Here is an 18,033-nt window from a genome sequence, read left to right as displayed (position 1 = left end):
GATGGTAACGCGATCGAGTATCGGCCGATAATGCTTGAGAAGTAGCCTCAAGGCAACAACAACAATCGATACCCGTGGTATTTTCAGCATGACAACTCAAAGACGCTGCCTCGGTCGTGAAAATTGATGAGATTTCAGCCACACATGAAATGCTAGGCTGGCACTGCCGACACCGGCCATATAACAACGATTTTCACGGAAAAACCCCATGCCTGTATTTACCCGCGCCGTAGGCGCCGCGCTTCTTGCCGCGTCCGCCCTGTGCGCAGTCCCGGCCCTGGCCCAGGCGCCAGCCGCCGCGGCCGCGCCGCCGCCGATCTCCGCCTTCTACGCCAATGTCGCCCTCGGCGGCGCAAAGCTGTCGCCCGATGCCCGCTACCTGGCGGCGCGTTCAAGCGCCAAGGACCAGCGCGATTTCCTGGTCGTGGTCGACCTGCAGAACAATAGCGGCAAGATCGTCGCCTCGTATACCGACTCCGACGTCGGGGAATTCGAGTGGGTCAATAATGAACGCATCGTGTTCGACACCCGCGACCGGACGGTCGGCCAGGGCAATATGCGCACCGCCCCCGGCCTGTACGCGGTCGACCGCGACGGCGGCAGGTTCGTGCAACTGGCCGAGCGCACCGGCGGCGGCATGGTGGCCGGCGGCCCCAGGGCCGCGCGCAAGCTGCTGCCCTGGAATACCTTCCTGCTGGGCCAGAAGGGCCTGCAGGATTCGAACGAAATCTACGTCGTCCAGCCCGCCTTCGATATGCGCGGCGAGCCACGCTACGTCGACCTGCTGCGCGTGGACACGGTGACCGGCTTCAGCCGGACCGTCCCGCGCCCCGGCAATGCGCGCGGCTGGATGCTCGACCACAAGGGCGAGCCGCGCATCGTCACCACCATCGCCGAAGGCACCGTGACCCTGCACTACCGCGAGCCGGCCAGCGGCGACTGGCGCGTGATGACCAGCTACAAGGCCTATGGCGACGGCAGCCACGCCATCGAACCGGTCGGCTTCGCGCCGGACGGCACGCTGTATGTGGCGGCGCGCAACGGCAAGGACACCACCGCCCTGCATACCTTCGACGTCGCCGCCGGCAAGCTCGGTCCCGAGCCGGTGCTGGTCGCGCCCGGCTACGACTTCGCGGGCCGGCTGGTCGCCAACCGCGCCGCCATGCTGGGCGTGGCCTTCACTACCGATGCCTCTTCGAACGAATGGTTCGACCCGGGCATGAAGCAGGTCCAGGAAAAACTCGACAAGCTGCTGCCGGCCACCATCAACCTGGTCTCGGTGCCGGCCCAGGCCGATTCGCCATGGGTGCTGGTGTATTCGTATTCGGACGTGTATGCGCCCAGCTACGCCCTGTACAACAAGACGACGGGCCTGCTGAACAAGATCGGCGACTCCCGCCCCGGCCTGGACCCGGCCCGGATGGGACGCCAGCAGTTCGTGCGCTACAGGGCACGCGATGGCCTCGACATCCCCGCCCTGCTGACCCTACCGCCCGGCAAGGGACACAAGAACCTGCCGATGGTGATGCTGGTGCACGGCGGCCCCTATGTGCGCGGCGCCTCCTGGGGCTGGAACCCGGACGCGCAATTCCTCGCCTCGCGCGGCTACGCCGTGCTGGAGCCCGATTTCCGCGGCAGCACGGGCTACGGCGCCAAGCACTTCAAGGCCGGCTGGAAGCAATGGGGCCTGTCGATGCAGGACGACCTGGCCGACGGCGTGCACTGGCTGGCCAAGCAGGGAACGGTCGACCCGCAGCGCGTTTGCATCGCCGGCGCCAGCTATGGCGGCTATGCCACCCTGATGGGCCTGGTCAAGGATCCGGACCTGTACAAATGCGGCATCAACTGGGTCGGCGTCACCGACATCGGCCTGCTGTTCGACAATGGCTGGAACTTTACTTCGGACATGTCCGAGGAATGGAAGGTATACGGCATGCCCGAACTGATCGGCGACCCGGTCAAGGATGCCGAGCGCTTCAAGGCCACGTCGCCGATCCAGCAGGCCGCGCGCATCACGCAACCGCTGCTGCTGGCCTATGGGGGCGTCGACCGGCGCGTGCCGATCAACCACGGCACCGGCTTCCGCAACGCCGTCACGCGCACCAACAAGAACGTCGAGTGGGTCGAGTATCCTGACGAAGGCCACGGCTGGGGCCTGGAAAAGAACCGCATCGACTTCTATACCCGGGTCGAGAAATTCCTCGACAAGCATATCGGCAGCGGCGCCGCGCGCTGATCTCAGGCGGCGATGATGCCGCGCCGCTGCAACGCGTCCAGCAGCTTCGCCACCTCGTCGCCGACCGACGAGGTGGCGCTGTCGACCAGCACCTCTGGCGTCTCGGGTGCTTCATAGGGAGAGGAAATGCCGGTGAACTCCGGCAGTTGGCCGGCCCGCGCCTTGCGGTACAAGCCTTTCGGGTCGCGCGCTTCGCACACCGCCAGCGGGCAGCGGCAATACACTTCGATGAAATCTGGCGCCGGCACCAGCGCCCGCGCACGCTCGCGGTCGGCGCGCAGCGGAGAAATAACCGACACCAGCACGACCTGGCCCGCCCGATGGAACAGGCGCGCCACTTCGCCAATGCGGCGGATATTCTCGGAACGTTCGGGGAGGGAAAAACCAAGGTCGGCGCACAACCCGCCGCGCACCTTGTCGCCATCGAGCACGAACACATTGCAGCCGCGTTCGAACAGGGCACGCTCGGCGGCTTCGGCCAGGGTGGTCTTGCCGGCGCCGGAAAGCCCCGTGATCCAGACCACGGCGCCGCCGTGGCCGGCCCGCGCGCGCCGCTCGTCGCCAAGGACGGGAGTGGACGGCGCGGGCAAGGTCATGCGCTTACAGGACGACGGTCTGCGCCTGGCCTTCTTCGCGGGCGCGGATCTCGCCGATGCGGTACACGGTCTCGCCGGCCGCTTCGAGCTGGGCGAACGCGGCATCCGCGTTCTCTTTCGAGACGATCACGGTCATGCCGATGCCGCAGTTGAACACGCGGTGCATCTCGGCATCGGCCACGCCGCCGTGCTGCTGCAGCCACTTGAACAGCGGCGGCATGGTCCACGACGAACCGTCCAGCACCGCGGTCAGGTTGTCTTGCAGCACGCGCGGGATGTTCTCGACCAGGCCGCCACCGGTGATGTGCACCAGGCCCTTGACTTCCATCGACGCCATCAGCGCCAGCAGCGGCTTGACGTAGAGGCGGGTCGGCGCCATCAGCACGTCGGCCAGCTTGCGGCCGTGGAAATCGGATTCGAGGTCGGGATTGGCTACTTGAATAATCTTGCGCACCAGCGAGTAGCCGTTCGAGTGAATGCCCGACGACGCCAGGCCCAGCACCACGTCGCCGGGAACGATTCTTGAGCCGTCGATGATCTGCGATTTTTCGACCGCGCCGACGGCGAAGCCGGCCAGGTCGTATTCGCCGTCCGGGTACATGCCCGGCATTTCAGCGGTTTCACCGCCCAGCAGGGCGCAGCCCGACTCTTCGCAGCCCTTGGCGATGCCCGAGACCACGGCGGTGGCGGTCGCCACATCCAGCTTGCCGCAAGCAAAGTAATCGAGGAAGAACAGCGGCTCGGCGCCCTGCACCAGGATGTCGTTGACGCTCATGGCGACCAAGTCGATGCCGACCGTGTCGTGGCGGTTCAGTTCGAACGCCAGCTTGAGCTTGGTGCCCACGCCGTCAGTGCCGGATACCAGGACCGGTTCCTTGAACTTCTTGCTGATCTCAAACAGACCGCCGAAGCCGCCGATGCCGCCCAGTACGCCTTCGCGCATGGTGCGCTTGGCGAGGGGCTTGATCGCTTCGACCAGGGCGTCGCCGGCATCGATATCGACACCCGCGTCGCGGTAGGAGAGAGAAACATTAGATGGTTGGCTCATGGTATTTGGCAGCGGAGGCGGTAAAATAGGAGGCGACCGGCGAAACTGGTCAATCCACTATTTTAGCAAAACGGTTCCACTCATAAGCCGTTTAACGAAGATAACAACGAAACTTGACCTTACTGGCATGCCATTTTTCCCCACGTCAGGCATGAAACGGCCCACGCCATGAAACAGCTGGTGCTCGATTTAGGCGCCGAGCCGGCCCAGAGCCTCGACACCTTCCAGGTCGGGGCGAATGCCGAACTGGCGCACCTGATGCACCTGTTCGCCGAGCGCAGCTCGCGCGAGCACTTCGCATACCTGTGGGGCGACACCGGCGCCGGCAAGACCCACCTGCTGCACGGCCTGGCGGCCAGCCCCGGCGCGCGCTATATCGCGGCCGACGCGCCGGCCGCCTCTTTCTTGCACGCCCCCGACGTCACGCTCTACCTGCTGGACGATTGCGACCGCCTGAGCCCGCAGCGCCAGATCGACGCCTTCGCCCTGTTCAACCAGATCCGCGAACACGGTGCCTATATGGTCTGCACCGGCCCGGTGCCGCCGGCCGTGCTCGGGGTACGCGAAGACCTGCGCACGCGCATGGGATGGGGCCTGGTGTACCAGATCCATGGCCTGTCCGACGATCAGAAGATCGAAGCGCTGACACACGCCGCCGAGGCGCGCGGTTTGACGCTGTCGGCCAGCGTGTTACCCTATTTGTTGTCTCATTTCAAACGCGACATGCGTTCCCTGTCGACCATGCTGGACGCGCTGGACCAGTATTCGCTGGAAACCCAGCGCCCGGTCACGCTGCCCCTGCTGCGCGACCTGCTGTTGCAAGAGAACCTGCCGCTCGAACCCAAAGAATGAAAAACCTTGCCCTGTTTGACCTCGACCACACCCTGCTGCCGCTCGATTCGGACCACGAATGGGGCGAGTTCCTGGCACGGGTCGGCGCGGTCGACGGCGATGCCTACCGCGCCCGCAACGACGCCTTCTTCGCCCAGTACAACGCCGGCGTGCTCGACCCGGTCGAATACCTCGAGTTCGCGCTCGGCACCCTGGCGAGCTTTCCGCGCCATGAACTCGACGCCCTCCATGCACGCTATATGCGCGAAGTGATCGAGCCGGCGATCACCCCGCAAGCCCTGAAGCTGGTGCGCGAGCACCAGGACGCCGGCGACCTGGTGGCGATCATCACCGCCACCAACCACTACATCACGGCGCCGATCGCGGCCGCCTTCGGCGTCGAGCACCATATCGCGGCCCTGCCCGAGGTCGATGCACAAGGCAAACTCACCGGACGCCTGGCCGGCACCCCGACCTCGGGCCCGGGCAAGATCACGCATATGCACGCCTGGCTGGAACGCCTGGGGCAGCCGTTCGGCAGCTTCGGCCGCAGCCATTTCTACAGCGATTCGCACAACGATATTCCGCTGCTGTCCATCGTCTCCCATCCGGTCGCGACCAATCCGAGCGCCGCGCTCGCGACCCATGCGCGCACGCAGGGCTGGCCAACCATCCAACTATTCAATGATTAAAAAATTCATCCGTAAAATCCTGGGTGTGAAAGACCAGCGCGACACGACCGAAGCTGTCATCCTCGGCCCCGCCGAGCACGGCATCGACCCCAAGAACGTCTCTTCCAACGCGATCCGCGTCACGCAGACCTTGCAGGAAGCCGGCTTCAAGGCTTTTGTGGTCGGCGGCGCCGTGCGCGACCTGCTGCTGGGGGTCAAGCCCAAGGACTTCGACATCGCCACCGACGCCACGCCCGAGCAGGTGAAAAAACTGTTCCGGCGCGCCTTCATCATCGGCCGCCGGTTCCAGATCGTGCACGTGATGTTCGGGCAAGACCTGCTCGAGGTGACGACCTTCCGCGGCAACGGCAGCGACAACGCGCCGAAGGACGAGCATGGCCGCGTATTGCGCGACAACAGCTTCGGCCCGCAGCACGAAGACGCCGCGCGGCGCGACTTCACCATCAACGCGATGTACTACGATCCGGCCACGCAGTCGGTGCTCGACTACCACGGCGGCATCGAGGACATCCGCGCCAAGACCTTGCGCATCATCGGCATGCCCGAGGCGCGCTACCGCGAAGACCCGGTGCGCATGCTGCGCGTGGTGCGCTTCGCGGCCAAGCTGGGCTTCACGATCGAGCCGACCACGCGCGCGCCGATCCCCGTGATGGCGCCGCTGATCGACAACGTGCCGGCGGCGCGCGTGTTCGACGAGATGCTCAAGCTGCTGCTGTCGGGCCACGCTCTGGCCTGCCTCAAAGAATTGCGCTCGGCCGGCCTGCACCACGGCCTGCTGCCATTGCTGGACGTGGTGCTGGAGCAGCCGATCGGCATGAAGTTCGTGACCCTGGCGCTGGACTCGACCGACGCGCGCGTCAAAGCCGGCAAGGGCGTCTCTCCCGGCTTCCTGTTCGCCTCGCTCCTGTGGCACCAGGTGCTCGAGAAATGGACCGCCTACCGCGCCGCCGGCGAAGCGCCGATCCCGGCACTGCACCTGGCGGCCGACGCCGTGCTCGAAACGCAGACCGAGAACCTGGCGCTGCAGCGCCGCATCGCCACCGATATGCGCGACATCTGGGCCATGCAGCCGCGCTTCGAGCGCCGCGCCGGCCGCGCGCCGTACAAGCTGCTGGAACATCCGCGCTTTCGCGCCGGCTACGATTTCCTGCTGCTGCGCTGCGCCTCGGGTGAACTGCCGGCCGAAGTCGGCGAATGGTGGACCGAGTTCTATGCGGCCGAAGGCGGCGACCGCGAACGCCTGGTGGCCGTGGCCAGCACGCGCGAGCGCGAAGGCGGCGCCAATGGCGGTGCGCCCAAGAAGCGTCGTCCGCGCCGCGGTCCGCGCAAGAGCAATGGCGAGGGCGGCGCAGGCACGCCATCGGCACCGGGCGATTCGTCGGAATGAAGGCCTGGGTCGGGATCGGCGCCAACCTGGGCGACGCGCAGGCGAACGTGCTCGATGCGCTCGCGCGCCTGGCGCGGCTCGATGGCAGCACCTTGCTGCATACCTCGAGCCTGTACCGCACCGCCCCGATCGATTCGGGCGGCGACGACTACATCAATGCCGTGGCCTGCCTCGACACCACCCTGGCGCCGCACGACCTGTTAAAGGCGCTGCAGGACATCGAGCAGGCCCATGGCCGCGAGCGGCCCTACCACAACGCGCCGCGCACGCTCGATCTCGACCTGCTGCTGTATGGCGACGAGACGATCGCCAGCCCGACCCTCAGCGTGCCGCACCCGCGCATGCATGAACGCGCCTTCGTGCTGCAGCCATTGCTCGAGATCGCACCCGACATCGTCATTCCCGGCCACGGCCCGGCGCGCAATTTCGCAGCGCTGGTGGCCGGCCAGGTCATCGCCAGGCTCGCCCCGGAAGACACGCCATGAACCTGCCCGTCTGGGCCCAGACCACGGGCCTCCTGATCCTGTCGAACGTGTTCATGACCTTCGCCTGGTACGGCCACCTGAAAGGCCTGCAGCACCGCGCCTGGTATGTGGCGGCGCTGATCAGCTGGGGCATCGCGCTGTTCGAATACCTGCTGCAGGTGCCGGCCAACCGGATCGGCCACACCCAGTTCTCGCTGGCCCAGCTCAAGATCATGCAGGAGGCGATCACCCTGACCGTGTTCGTGCCGTTCGCGATGTCCTACATGAACGAGCCGTTCAAGCTCGATTATGTCTGGGCGGGGCTGTGCCTGGTTGGAGCCGTGTATTTCATTTTCCGTTCCTGAGGACGAGCGACAAAGGGTTGCGCAAAGGCGCAACCCTTTCATTTCACCGGCAACCCGGCGGCGGCAGCAGCAGCAGCGAATTAATGATTGCGGCGCCGGCGCAGCAGGCCGAATCCGAGCAATCCGGCGCCGAGCAGCGTGAGCGAGCCGGGTTCAGGCACTTCGCTGACGACCACTTCGGTGAAATCGGCCAGGATGCGCAAGGTGGAAGTGCCGCCTTCTTCATTGGACCAGATATTCGATGTGAACTCCCCTGCACCCGGCACCAGCGAATACCGGATATTGGAAACGGTAACATTACCAAGGATGAACGATAAATTATCGAGGTCATCCAGCAACAAGCCCTGGATGGTATCGTCTCCGTTACTGGTATTAGTGATGGAGAAATTGAATTGCTCGCTATCGTCCGATATATCCGGCTGGCTAAAGCCGATATTCAGCGTAAAAATGGCGTTGAATAAATCCGGCGTCCAAAGATCCGCCGTGGTACGGTTCAGCCATACCAGTTCACCCAGTACGACGCCGACGGCATTGGTTTCTTCGGTCCATGCCTGATCGTTCGTCCTGAGGGTGGATCCGGGGGTGGCGAGTTGCCCCCATTCGATCTGCTTGCCATCCGGCGTGGTACTGCAAGTCCCAAGGCAATTGAATATGGGAATAAGCGGATCGAACGTGCCACTCGAACTGCCTTGTACCGTGATTGCACTGGCATTGCCGGCAACGGCCAGGAGGGAAAAAGCGAGGGTCATGGTGCCGATTGCGGAACGAAGATTCAACATTTTGCTTGTCCTTTCAGGGATATGAGTTTTTCATTTCAAGCTGTTGTTTGCAACTTATCCAATCGTCGGTTTTACATTTTCCTTTCTGGTCGTTTTGCGTGATTTATCGCAAAGCCAGAATCATGCCAACCGCATAAACCATTGATTATTCAGCGATCCGACTTTCCGGCTTTTATGCACTGTAAATATATTCGACTCCGCCGAAAGGCGGAGTGATTACATGATTTAATTGAATGGGTTTTTCGATAGGTGTCCCGTACCGGTCGCGCCGGGCGGGCGCCGGGCGCTTGCCCGGATCTCCACGCCCGCATGCACGTTCGCGGGCGCCGCATTACACTACGCAGTCTGGACGTTTCCGTTTTTCAAAGGATTTTTTGTATGAGCTCTTATTTGCAGGGTAACGACATGACCCCGACCGCAGCGGCCACGGTGCCGACGCCGGTGCCGGCATTGCCGAAGGCCGTGACCGTTCCCGCGCTGCTCGCCAAGCGCGCAGCCGGCGACAGGATCGCGATGCTGACCTGCTACGACGCCAGTTTCGCCTCGCTGATGGACCGCTGCGGCGTCGAGATCCTCCTGATCGGCGATTCGCTGGGCATGGTCTGCGCCGGCCACGACTCGACCCTGCCGGTGACGGTGGCCGACATGGTCTACCACACGGCCTCGGTCGCGCGCGGCAACAAGAACGCGCTGGTGCTGGCCGATATGCCCTTCGGCAGCTACGGCAATCCACAGCAGGCCTACGACAGCGCGGTGCAGCTGATGCGCGCCGGCGCCCACATGGTCAAGATCGAGGGCGGCGCCTGGCTGGCCGGCACCGTGCGCCTGCTGGTCGAGCGCGGCATCCCGGTGTGCGCGCACATCGGCCTGACCCCGCAGTTCGTGCACCAGCTGGGCGGCTTCAAGGTGCAGGGCAAGACCGGCGAAGGCGCCGAGCGCCTGAAGGCCGATGCGCTGGCGCTGCAGGCGGCCGGCGCCGCCGTGGTGCTGCTCGAGGCGGTGCCGGCGGTGCTGGGCAAGGAAGTCACCGAGCTGTTGTCGGTGCCGACCATCGGCATCGGCGCCGGCCCCGACTGCTCGGGCCAGGTGCTGGTGATGCATGATCTGCTGGGCGTGTTCCCGGGCCGCAAGGCGCGCTTCGTGAAGAACTTCATGGACGGCCAGACCAGCATCGACGCCGCCGTGATGGCCTATGTGGCGGCGGTGAAGGACGGCAGCTTCCCGGCGCCGGAGCACTGCTTCTAAGGGGATCGGCATGGGCCAGCAGGAGACTTCCCGTCTGTTCCTGGCCCTGTGGCCCGACACTGCCGTGCGCCACCAGTTGCGCGAAGCGCGCGATGCCTGGCATTGGCCGCGCGGAGCAACGCCGGTCCACACCGACAAGCTGCACCTGACCTTGCACTTCCTGGGCAGCGTTCCGACCGAGCGCCTGCCCGGATGCGTGGATGGATTTTCCGTGCCGTTCGAACCGTTCCGGCTGGACGTCGGCACGCCAGTGCTATGGCCGCACGGGATTGCTGTGCTCGAGCCGCTGGCGACGCCACCGCAGTTACTGGCCCTGCACGGGCGCTTGACAAAGGCACTGGCCGACCTCGGCCTGCAGCCCGAGGCGCGTGCCTACCGGCCCCACGTCACGATGGCGCGCCGCGCGGGCGACGTCGCCCTGCCCGGGATCGACGCACCGATCGCCTGGGACGTGGGCGGCTATGCGCTGGTCGAATCGCGCGACGGCATCTACACCGTCCTGCGCCACTACCCTACTTCTTGAGCACGCGCGCGCTCAGCGCGATCACGAGCCCCGACAGCGACAGCGCGCCGAGCGCCACCATCACGCTCGAGTGCATCGCGCCCCAGCCCAGCACCGGTGGCGCCAGCAGCAGGCCGCCATAGCCCAGGGTCGCCACCGCCGCCACGCCGGCGCCCGGATGCATGCCCGGGATGCGCGCGGCGGCGCCGAACAGCAGCGGCACGACATTGGCCGCGCCCAGGCCGACCAGGGCGAAGCCGGCGCTCGAGACCACGAAGTTCGTGCTGAGCACCGCCAGGGCAAGGCCGGCGAACATCGCCAGGCCGCCGATCACCATCACCCGCACCGCGCCGACACGCAGGATGATGCGGTCGCCCGCGAAGCGGCAGGCCGCCATCGCGATCGAGAACGCCGAATAGCCCAGCGCGGCCGACGCCGGCGAGGCGCCGGTGCGCTCTTCCAGCAGCAGCGCGCTCCAGTCGACCAGCGCGCCTTCGACCGCGAAGCACAGCAGCGCCAGCATGCCCAGTCCGAGCGCCGCGCCGCGCGGCAGCATGAAGTGGCTGCCGCTGGCGTGCGCGGCGAAGCCCATCACGCGCGGCGCCGTCAGGGCCAGCACCACGGCGGTGGCCACGCCCACCATCAGCGCGCCTTCGCCATGGCCCAGGCCCTGGCCGACCAGCACCCCGCCCAGGCTGGCGCCGAACAGGCCGCCCAGGCTGAAGAAGCCGTGGAACGAGGACATGGTCGGCAGGCCGCGCGCGGTCTCGATCTCGCTGGCGTTGGCGTTCATCGCGACGTCGAGCGCGCCGTTGGACACGCCGAACAGGAAGGCCGCCACGAACAGCAGCGGCAGTCTCGGCATGCTCATGATCACGGCCGTCATCAGGGCGAAGGCAAAGCCCGACAGCAGCACCATGCGGCGCGTGCCCCAGCGCCCGGTCAGGCCGCCCATCAGCGGCATCGCCATCAGGGCGCCGCCGGCGATGGTGAGCAGCACCAGGCTGAGCATGCCGGTATCGATGCCCATGCGCGCCTGCACGGTCGGCACATGGGCCGCCCACAGGCCGATGCCGGCGCCGTTGAGCAGGAAGACGGTCGAGATGGCCCAGCGGCCGGCCTCGACGCCGCGGGGGATGGCAGTGGTGACGTGGGTCATGCTTGGGCCTTGGTGGTGAATGTGAGGTCGAGTGCAGGATGGAGCGCGCGCAGGCGGGCGACGGCCGGCGGCGGCGCATCGCACTCCAGCACCAATTGGTCGATCCGGTCGAGCGCGCCGAACACGAAAGGCGCGCGGTCGTCGAACCGTTCGTTGAGCACCGCCGCGGCGCAGCGTGCGCTGGCCTCCAGCATCGCGTGCTTGAGCGCCGCTTCTTCAGGGTTCGAGGCCGCCAGCCCGCGCTCGACGTCCACGCCGCAGACGCCGACCAGGGCCAGGTCGGGACGCAGGCGCCCGACTTCGGCCAGGGTGGCAGCGCCATAGGTCGCGCCTTCGTCGGGATGGTAGGTCCCGCCCAGCAGCACGATGCGCGTGCGCCGGAAATGCCCCAGCGCGAGCGCGATCTGCGGACTGTTGGTGACGATGGCCGCGGCGCAGCCGTCGTCCAGCTGCCGCGCCAGCGCCAGGTGGGTGGAGCCGGCGTCGACCAGCACCGTGTCGCCGGGACGGATGCAGGCGCGCAGGCCCTGCGCCAGCAGCTGCTTGCGCGGCAGGTCGGTCTCGGCGCGCGCGCCGAAGTTCGCCGCCGGCCGCAGCCGCACCGCGCCGCCGTGCACGCGCCGCAGCAGGCCGGCGGCGTCGAGGTCGCGCAGGTCGCGCCGGATGGTGTCTTCGGACGCCGCCAGCCGGCCCGCCAGTTCGGCGGCCAGCACCCGGCCCTCGCGCTCGACGGCGTCGACGATCATCTGGCGCCGTTCTTCTGGCAATTGCATGGGTTCGCTCCTTCGAATTCGGTGCCTCACTTTACGCAAACATGCAGATTCGTGCAACAACATGCAAAAACACGCACCGCCGCGACTCGTCACGCGTAGCTGGCAATTCGCGCCATATTCCCGCATCCGGGCGCATGGCATGGCGCAGGCGGCCCGATCTCGACGATACTGCGGGAATGAACTTCACCAAGCCCATGTCACTTTCGCCCATGTGGCGCATCTATATCGGCGCCTGGGTCACCTATGTGGTCCTGGTGGGCCTGGTGGTACAGGCCGACGAGCTGGCCGCCGGGCGGTTCGATCCGATGCTGATCGCCTATGCCTTCGTCACCACCGGTTCCGGCGGCGTGCTGCTGGCGCTCGTATGGCCGCTCACCGGCTGGATGGAGCGGCGCGACCTGTCCACCGGCGCGCGCCTGGCCATCCACCTGGCCGGGGCCGTCGCCTTCGCGATTTTTGCGCACCTGATCATCCTGTCACTTCAAAAGGGCGACGGGCGCCCGCTGTCCTGGCATGCCTGGCCGCTGATGTACAGCGTGATGGGCTACGCCCTGATGGCCGGCATCTTCCAGACCGTGCGCGCCAATGCCGCCGCCCAGCGCCAGGCGCTGGCGGCCCAGCAGGCGCAAACCCTGCTGGTCGCCGCCGAGCTGGGCGCGCTGCGCAGCAAGCTCAATCCCCACTTCCTGTTCAATACCCTGCACTCGATCATCGCCCTCACCCAGCGCAATCCGGCCGCGGCCGAGACCGCGCTATTCCAGTTTTCGGACATGCTGCGCTATGTGCTGGACACCGAACGCGGCGGCGCCGACCGCGTCACGCTCGATGCCGAGCTGCAGTTCGTGCGCGACTACCTGGAGCTCGAGCAGCTGCGCCTCGGGACGCGCCTGCAGGTGCAGTGGGATGTCGATCCCGACATGGGCGACTTCGTGCTGCCGGCCCTGACCCTGCAACCGCTGATCGAGAACAGCATCAAGCACGCCTTCAATCCCTACACCCGGCCCGGCATGCTGCGCATCGAAGGCCGGCGCGACCTGGATGCCGGCCTGCTGCGCCTGACGGTGCGCGACGACGGTCCCGGCGCCGCGCAAGACACGATCGCCGCCTCGCCCGGCCTGGGGATCCGCACCATCGGCCGCCGTCTCGAACTCGACTACGCCGGCCGCGCTGCACTGGCCATCGATTCCCGTCCCGGCGCCGGCTTCGCCGCCTGCATCACCTTGCCCCTTGCCTGACACCATGACCAAGACCGTATTCTTCGCCGAAGACGAACCGCTGGCGCGCGACGTGCTGCGCGACGCCATCTATGCCCATCCAGGCCTGCGCCTGGTGGGCGAAGCCGCCGATGGCGCCAGCGCCCTGGAGCGCATCGGGCTGCTGCGGCCCGATGTCGTCTTCATGGACATCCAGATGCCCGAGATGACCGGCCTCGAAGTGCTGCGCCGGCTCGACTACCTGCCGCAAATCGTGTTCACCACCGCCTACGACCAGTACGCGGTCACCGCTTTCGAGCTGCACGCGGTCGACTACCTGCTCAAGCCTTTCACGCGGGCGCGGTTCGCGGCCAGCGTGGCGCGCCTGATGGAAGGCGCGGCGCACGAGCGCCCGGCGCTGGAAGACGCGCTGGCACGGGCGGCGAGCGCACCGGCGCGGCTCGAGCGCATCCTGGTACGCGACCGCGGCCGCATCTTTCCGCTGGCCGTGGGCGAGATCGAATACATGAAGGCCGATTCGAAGTACACGGTGATCGTGGCGCGCGGCCAGCATTTCCTGGTGCGGATCGGGATCTCGGAGCTGGAAACCCAGCTCGACCCGCAACGCTTCATCCGCGTGCACCGCTCGGCGCTGGTGAACCTCGATTTCGTCGAGTCGATGCGCGCCGACGAACAGTCGCAGCTGCAGATCCGCATGCGCGACGGCGCCTGCATCGGGGCCAACCGCGAGGCCTCCAAGCTGCTGCGCGAGATGGCGATCTAGACCGCATTTTCACGAAAACAAATCAGCGCAATCTGATCATACCGCCGGGTTCTGCCTTTATAATCGCGGATTTTCCGCCCGATAATAATTCCTGGCCCCGGAGCATTCACCAGCATGAATATCACCCTCATTTCCTTCGTCGCGCTCTACCTGCTCGGTACGCTTGCCCTGGGCATGTGGGCGGGCACGCGGATCAAGAATACCAGCGACTTCGCCGTCGCCGGCCGCAGCCTGCCGCTGGTCATGGTGATCACCACCACCTTCGCCACCTGGTTCGGCGCCGAGACCGTGATGGGCATCCCGGCCAAGTTCGTGCAGGGCGGCCTGAACGCGGTGGTCGAGGATCCGTTCGGGGCCGGCATGTGCCTGATCCTGGTCGGCATGTTCTTCGCCGCCCGGCTCTACAAACTGAACCTGCTGACGATCGGCGACTACTACCGCCAGCGCTACGGCAAGGGCGTCGAGGTGTTCTGCTCGGTCGCCATCATCATGAGCTACCTGGGCTGGGTCGCGGCCCAGATCACCGCGCTGGGCCTGGTGTTCACGGTGCTGACCGCGGGCGCGATGTCGCCGGCCGTGGGCATGATCGTCGGCACCCTGACGGTGCTGATCTATGTGGTGGTGGGCGGCTTTTTGGCGGTCGCCGTGACCGACTTCATCCAGATGATCGTGCTGGTGGTGGGCATGAGCGTGATCGCCTGGTTCGCCGCCGACCTGGCCGGCGGCGCCGGCAATGTGCTGGCAATGGCGCAGCAGGCCGACTTGTGGCGTTTCTTGCCGGAGCCGAGTTTCAATGACATCCTGTTCTTCATCGCCGCCGCGATCACGATGATGTTCGGCTCGATCCCGCAGCAGGACGTGTTCCAGCGCGTGATGTCGGCCAAGGACGCGCCGACCGCGCGCACCGGCGCCATCGTCGGCGGCGCCAGCTACATCGTGTTCGCCTTCGTGCCGATGTTCATCGTGGCCGCCGCCGTGGTCGTGATGGGCAGTACCGCCCTCGACCTGGCGCAGAACGACTACCAGCGCCTGCTGCCGACCTTCGTGATGACGCAGATGCCGCTGTTCATGCAGATCCTGTTCTTCGGCGCCCTGCTGTCGGCGATCAAGAGCACCTCGTCGGCCACCCTGCTGGCGCCGTCGACCAGTTTTGTCGAGAACATCCTCAAGAACCTGCGGCCCGGCATGACCGACCGTGAGCAGCTGTTCGCGATGCGGATCTCGATCGTGGTGTTCGCGGCCCTGGTGCTGCTGTACGCGATCGCGATGGAAGGCACCTCGATCTACGAGCTGGTGTCGGGCGCCTACCAGGTGCCGCTGGTCGGCGCCTTCATTCCGCTGGTGATGGGCATCTACTGGAAGCGCGCCACCACCCAGGGCGCCATCTTCTCGATTGGCGCGGGGCTGTTTACCTGGATCCTGTTCTTCGAGCAGATCACGGCGCTCGGCGAGCATTTCCCGGGCCAGCTGGCGGGGCTGATCGCGGCCTTCGTCGGCATGGTGGCGGGGTCGCTGGCGCCGCAGGTGTTCAAGAATCGTGGGCAGACGCAGGATGTGCTGGAAGCGCAGGGCTGATCGCGATCGTTGAATCAAACATGCAGCAGCAGGTGCTCCCGCTCCCAAGGGCTGATCACCTGCATGAATTCGCGATGCTCGAGCTCCTTCACCGCCGTGTACACGTCGATGAACCTCTCTCCCAGCACGTCGCGCAGCCGGTCCTCGCGCCGCAGCAGGGTGATCGCCTCGGACAGCCCCTGCGGCAGCTCCACCGGCATATCGTAGGCGTTCCCTTCGACCATCGCTGACGGTTCAAGCGCCTCGGTCATGCCAAGGTAGCCGCAGGCCAGTGTGATCGCCAGCGCCAGGTAGGGATTGGCGTCGGCCCCGATTACCCGGTTTTCCACGCGGCGGTCTTGCGAGCCCGAGACCGGCACCCGGAAGCCCACGGTGCGGTTGTCGATGCCCCACTGTAGGTTGATCGGCGCCGCCGTCTCGCGCACGATGCGGCGGTAGGAATTGACGTAGGGCGCGACGATCGCCATCGCCGACGGCATATAGCGCTGCAGGCCGCCGATATACTGCTGGAACAGCGTCGACGGCGAACCGTCGTCGTTGCTGAAGATGTTCTTGCCGGTCTCGGCGTCGACCACGCTCTGGTGCACGTGCATCGCCGAACCGGGTTCGCCGGCCATCGGCTTGGCCATGAAGGTGGCGTACATATCGTGCTTGAGCGCGGCCTCGCGCAGGGTGCGCTTGAAATAGAAGACCTTGTCGGCCAGGCCGAGCGGCTCGCCGTGCTGGAAGTTGATTTCCATCTGGCCGGCGCCGATCTCGTGGATCAGGGTGTCGACATCGAGGTTCATCATCTCGCAGTAATCGTAGATGTCCTCGAACAGCGGATCGAATTCGTTGACCGCGTCGATGCTGTACACCTGGCGGCTGGTCTCGGCGCGGCCGCTGCGGCCGATCGGGGCCGCCAGCGGCAGGTCGGGATCGATGTTCTTGGCGGTGAGATAGAACTCGAGCTCGGGCGCCACCACCGGCTTCCAGCCGCGCTGCTCATACAGCTTGAGCACGCGCCGCAGCACGCTGCGCGGCGCGAAGTCCACCAGCCGGCCGTCGGCGTAATAGCAATCGTGGATCACTTGCGCGGTAGGATCGGCCGCCCACGGCACCATAGTGATGGTGGTAGGGTCGGCCTTGAGGATCATGTCGCGGTCGATGCTCGAGATGGCGCGCTCGTAGGCGGCATCGCGCTCGGGCGTATTGCCGGTGACGGTCATGCCCAGCACCACTTCGGGCAGGCGCATGCCGCGGTCGTCGGTGAATTTTACGCGCGGCAGGATCTTGCCGCGCGCTACCCCGGTCAGGTCGGGCACCAGGCATTCGATCTCGGTGACCCGCTTTGCGTCGAGCCACTCTTCCATATCGGTATAGCTGAAATTGTCGCGAATTGCCATTGTGTCTCTCACTGTCGTTGAACGAAGACGTTCATGTGCCGCTCATTGGCCGCTCATTTGCCACTCATTTGCCACTCATTTGCCACTCATTTGCCATTCATGCGCCGCCCACGCGGCGTTCGCGATACTCGCGGCAAGCCTGGCCGAAGGCGCCGAACATCTTCATCGAATAAGGGTTGTGCTGGATGCGCCACTCGGGGTGCCACTGCACCGCGAGCGTAAAGCCCGGCGCGTTCGATACCGTGAATGCTTCGACCAGGCCGTCTTCTGCAAGGGCTTCGACCGTCAGGCCGGGCGCCAGTTCATTGACGCCCTGCCCGTGCAGCGAATTGACGGGAATCTCGGGCACGCCGAGGATGCGGTCCAGCAGGCCGCCCGGGCACAGCGAAACATTGTGGGCGTCGCCATACTGCTCGTCCATGCCGAGTTCGGGATTCTCGCGGTGGTCGAACTTGCCCGTCACCGCCTGCACCGCCTGGTGCAGGCTGCCGCCCAATGCCACATTCATCTCCTGGAACCCGCGGCAGATCGCAATGATCGGCACGCCGCGCCGCACCGCTTCGCGGATCAGCGGCAAGGTGGTCTGGTCGCGCGCCGGGTCCTGCGGCAGCGATGGATCTAGTACTTCTTCAGAGTAATAACTGGGATGCACATTCGATGCCGAGCCGGTCAGCATGATGCCGTCGATGGTGCCGAACAGGGTTTCCAGGTCCAGGTTCGCGCCGAGCGAAGGAAGAATGAACGAAGCGCAATCGGCGCCGAGGGTGACGGCGTCGACATACTTGTGCTGGGCCGCGTGGTACGGGTGCTCGCCGAAATCACGCGTGCATGCGGGAACGATGACGATGGGGCGCATGGTCTCTACCTTGTGATGAACGCGCGCGACCGCAGCAAGCCGGTCCTGGCGCGAGGGCCTTTTGATCCAGACTGGGCACAGGGCATCCACCTCGCACCGGTCCGCTAGAAACTACGATTCCATGTCAAAAGTTTAACGTTAACCGGCGAGCCCTGCCCACACG

At 65.8% G+C, this 18,033-nt stretch carries 18 protein-coding genes; 11 read left to right on the top strand and 7 right to left on the bottom strand.

The window, feature by feature from the left end; translation table 11 throughout:
* Positions 1-208: 208 nt before the first annotated feature.
* Entirely contained in the window at positions 209-2,236 is a 2,028-nt protein-coding gene (locus E8M83_RS17585) for a prolyl oligopeptidase family serine peptidase (protein ID WP_137174645.1), read from the top strand.
* 2 nt (positions 2,237-2,238) lie between these two features.
* Here E8M83_RS17585 and cysC read toward each other — a convergent pair whose 3' ends face one another.
* Together cysC and purM are read right to left on the bottom strand one after the other, a co-directional pair.
* Positions 2,239-2,832 carry an adenylyl-sulfate kinase gene (gene cysC, locus E8M83_RS17580; protein WP_137174644.1) on the bottom strand — a complete coding sequence of 198 codons (594 nt, stop codon included), beginning with the start codon at positions 2,830-2,832 and terminating at the stop codon, positions 2,239-2,241.
* 4 nt (positions 2,833-2,836) lie between these two features.
* On the bottom strand, positions 2,837-3,880 hold the full coding sequence (gene purM, locus E8M83_RS17575) for a phosphoribosylformylglycinamidine cyclo-ligase (RefSeq protein WP_137174643.1): 1,044 nt from the start codon (positions 3,878-3,880) through the stop codon (positions 2,837-2,839).
* A 168-nt stretch (positions 3,881-4,048) separates the two neighbouring features.
* Between purM and hda the strand changes: the two genes are divergently transcribed.
* The 5 genes from hda to E8M83_RS17550 are packed head-to-tail and all read left to right on the top strand — an operon-like array spanning position 4,049 to position 7,619.
* Positions 4,049-4,732: a DnaA regulatory inactivator Hda gene (hda, locus tag E8M83_RS17570; RefSeq protein ID WP_137174642.1), complete on the top strand. Its 684-nt coding sequence runs from the start codon at positions 4,049-4,051 to the stop codon at positions 4,730-4,732.
* A complete protein-coding gene (locus tag E8M83_RS17565) occupies positions 4,729-5,403 on the top strand; it encodes an HAD family phosphatase (RefSeq protein WP_137174641.1) in 675 nt (224 codons plus the stop codon). The genes hda and E8M83_RS17565 overlap by 4 nt, the downstream gene beginning before the upstream one ends.
* Positions 5,396-6,790: a polynucleotide adenylyltransferase PcnB gene (gene pcnB, locus E8M83_RS17560; protein WP_137174640.1), complete on the top strand. Its 1,395-nt coding sequence runs from the start codon at positions 5,396-5,398 to the stop codon at positions 6,788-6,790. Before E8M83_RS17565 ends, pcnB begins: the two co-directional genes overlap by 8 nt.
* Positions 6,787-7,275, top strand: coding sequence for a 2-amino-4-hydroxy-6-hydroxymethyldihydropteridine diphosphokinase (folK, locus tag E8M83_RS17555; protein WP_137174639.1), 489 nt, complete (start codon positions 6,787-6,789; stop codon positions 7,273-7,275). Before pcnB ends, folK begins: the two co-directional genes overlap by 4 nt.
* Positions 7,272-7,619, top strand: coding sequence for a DMT family protein (locus E8M83_RS17550; protein WP_137174638.1), 348 nt, complete (start codon positions 7,272-7,274; stop codon positions 7,617-7,619). The genes folK and E8M83_RS17550 overlap by 4 nt, the downstream gene beginning before the upstream one ends.
* Before the next feature lie 80 nt (positions 7,620-7,699).
* Here E8M83_RS17550 and E8M83_RS17545 read toward each other — a convergent pair whose 3' ends face one another.
* Positions 7,700-8,398, bottom strand: coding sequence for a choice-of-anchor K domain-containing protein (locus tag E8M83_RS17545; RefSeq protein WP_137174637.1), 699 nt, complete (start codon positions 8,396-8,398; stop codon positions 7,700-7,702).
* Positions 8,399-8,776: 378 nt separating this feature from the next.
* On the opposite strand from E8M83_RS17545, the gene panB reads away from it, so the two are divergent.
* Together panB and thpR are read left to right on the top strand one after the other, a co-directional pair.
* Entirely contained in the window at positions 8,777-9,643 is an 867-nt protein-coding gene (gene panB, locus E8M83_RS17540) for a 3-methyl-2-oxobutanoate hydroxymethyltransferase (RefSeq protein ID WP_373995059.1), read from the top strand.
* A 10-nt stretch (positions 9,644-9,653) separates the two neighbouring features.
* Entirely contained in the window at positions 9,654-10,166 is a 513-nt protein-coding gene (gene thpR / locus E8M83_RS17535) for an RNA 2',3'-cyclic phosphodiesterase (protein ID WP_137174636.1), read from the top strand.
* On the opposite strand, the gene E8M83_RS17530 is transcribed toward thpR, so the two are convergent.
* Positions 10,156-11,304 (bottom strand): MFS transporter, encoded by a 1,149-nt coding sequence (locus E8M83_RS17530; protein WP_137174635.1) that lies wholly within the window; start codon positions 11,302-11,304, stop codon positions 10,156-10,158. The two genes, thpR and E8M83_RS17530, sit on opposite strands and share 11 nt — an antisense overlap.
* Positions 11,301-12,077, bottom strand: a complete 777-nt coding sequence (locus E8M83_RS17525) for a DeoR/GlpR family DNA-binding transcription regulator (protein WP_170976850.1) — start codon at positions 12,075-12,077, stop codon at positions 11,301-11,303. The genes E8M83_RS17530 and E8M83_RS17525 overlap by 4 nt, the downstream gene beginning before the upstream one ends.
* Positions 12,078-12,253: 176 nt before the next feature.
* Between E8M83_RS17525 and E8M83_RS17520 the strand changes: the two genes are divergently transcribed.
* From E8M83_RS17520 to E8M83_RS17510, 3 genes are all read left to right on the top strand, one after another.
* Positions 12,254-13,312, top strand: a complete 1,059-nt coding sequence (locus tag E8M83_RS17520) for a sensor histidine kinase (RefSeq protein ID WP_137174633.1) — start codon at positions 12,254-12,256, stop codon at positions 13,310-13,312.
* A gap of 4 nt (positions 13,313-13,316) precedes the next feature.
* Positions 13,317-14,054, top strand: a complete 738-nt coding sequence (locus tag E8M83_RS17515; protein ID WP_137174632.1) for a LytTR family DNA-binding domain-containing protein — start codon at positions 13,317-13,319, stop codon at positions 14,052-14,054.
* A gap of 114 nt (positions 14,055-14,168) precedes the next feature.
* Positions 14,169-15,629: a sodium:solute symporter family protein gene (locus E8M83_RS17510; RefSeq protein ID WP_137174631.1), complete on the top strand. Its 1,461-nt coding sequence runs from the start codon at positions 14,169-14,171 to the stop codon at positions 15,627-15,629.
* A gap of 14 nt (positions 15,630-15,643) precedes the next feature.
* On the opposite strand, the gene E8M83_RS17505 is transcribed toward E8M83_RS17510, so the two are convergent.
* Together E8M83_RS17505 and E8M83_RS17500 are read right to left on the bottom strand one after the other, a co-directional pair.
* A complete protein-coding gene (locus E8M83_RS17505) occupies positions 15,644-17,014 on the bottom strand; it encodes a glutamine synthetase family protein (protein ID WP_137174630.1) in 1,371 nt (456 codons plus the stop codon).
* A gap of 97 nt (positions 17,015-17,111) precedes the next feature.
* Complete coding sequence (locus tag E8M83_RS17500; protein WP_137174629.1) at positions 17,112-17,870, bottom strand: gamma-glutamyl-gamma-aminobutyrate hydrolase family protein; 759 nt, start codon at positions 17,868-17,870, stop codon at positions 17,112-17,114.
* Positions 17,871-18,033: the final 163 nt, after the last annotated feature.

Origin of the sequence: Massilia sp. HP4 (genome assembly GCF_005222695.1) — a bacterium.
Lineage (GTDB): Bacteria > Pseudomonadota > Gammaproteobacteria > Burkholderiales > Burkholderiaceae_D > Telluria.
This window is presented reverse-complemented; position numbering and strand designations above follow the sequence as displayed.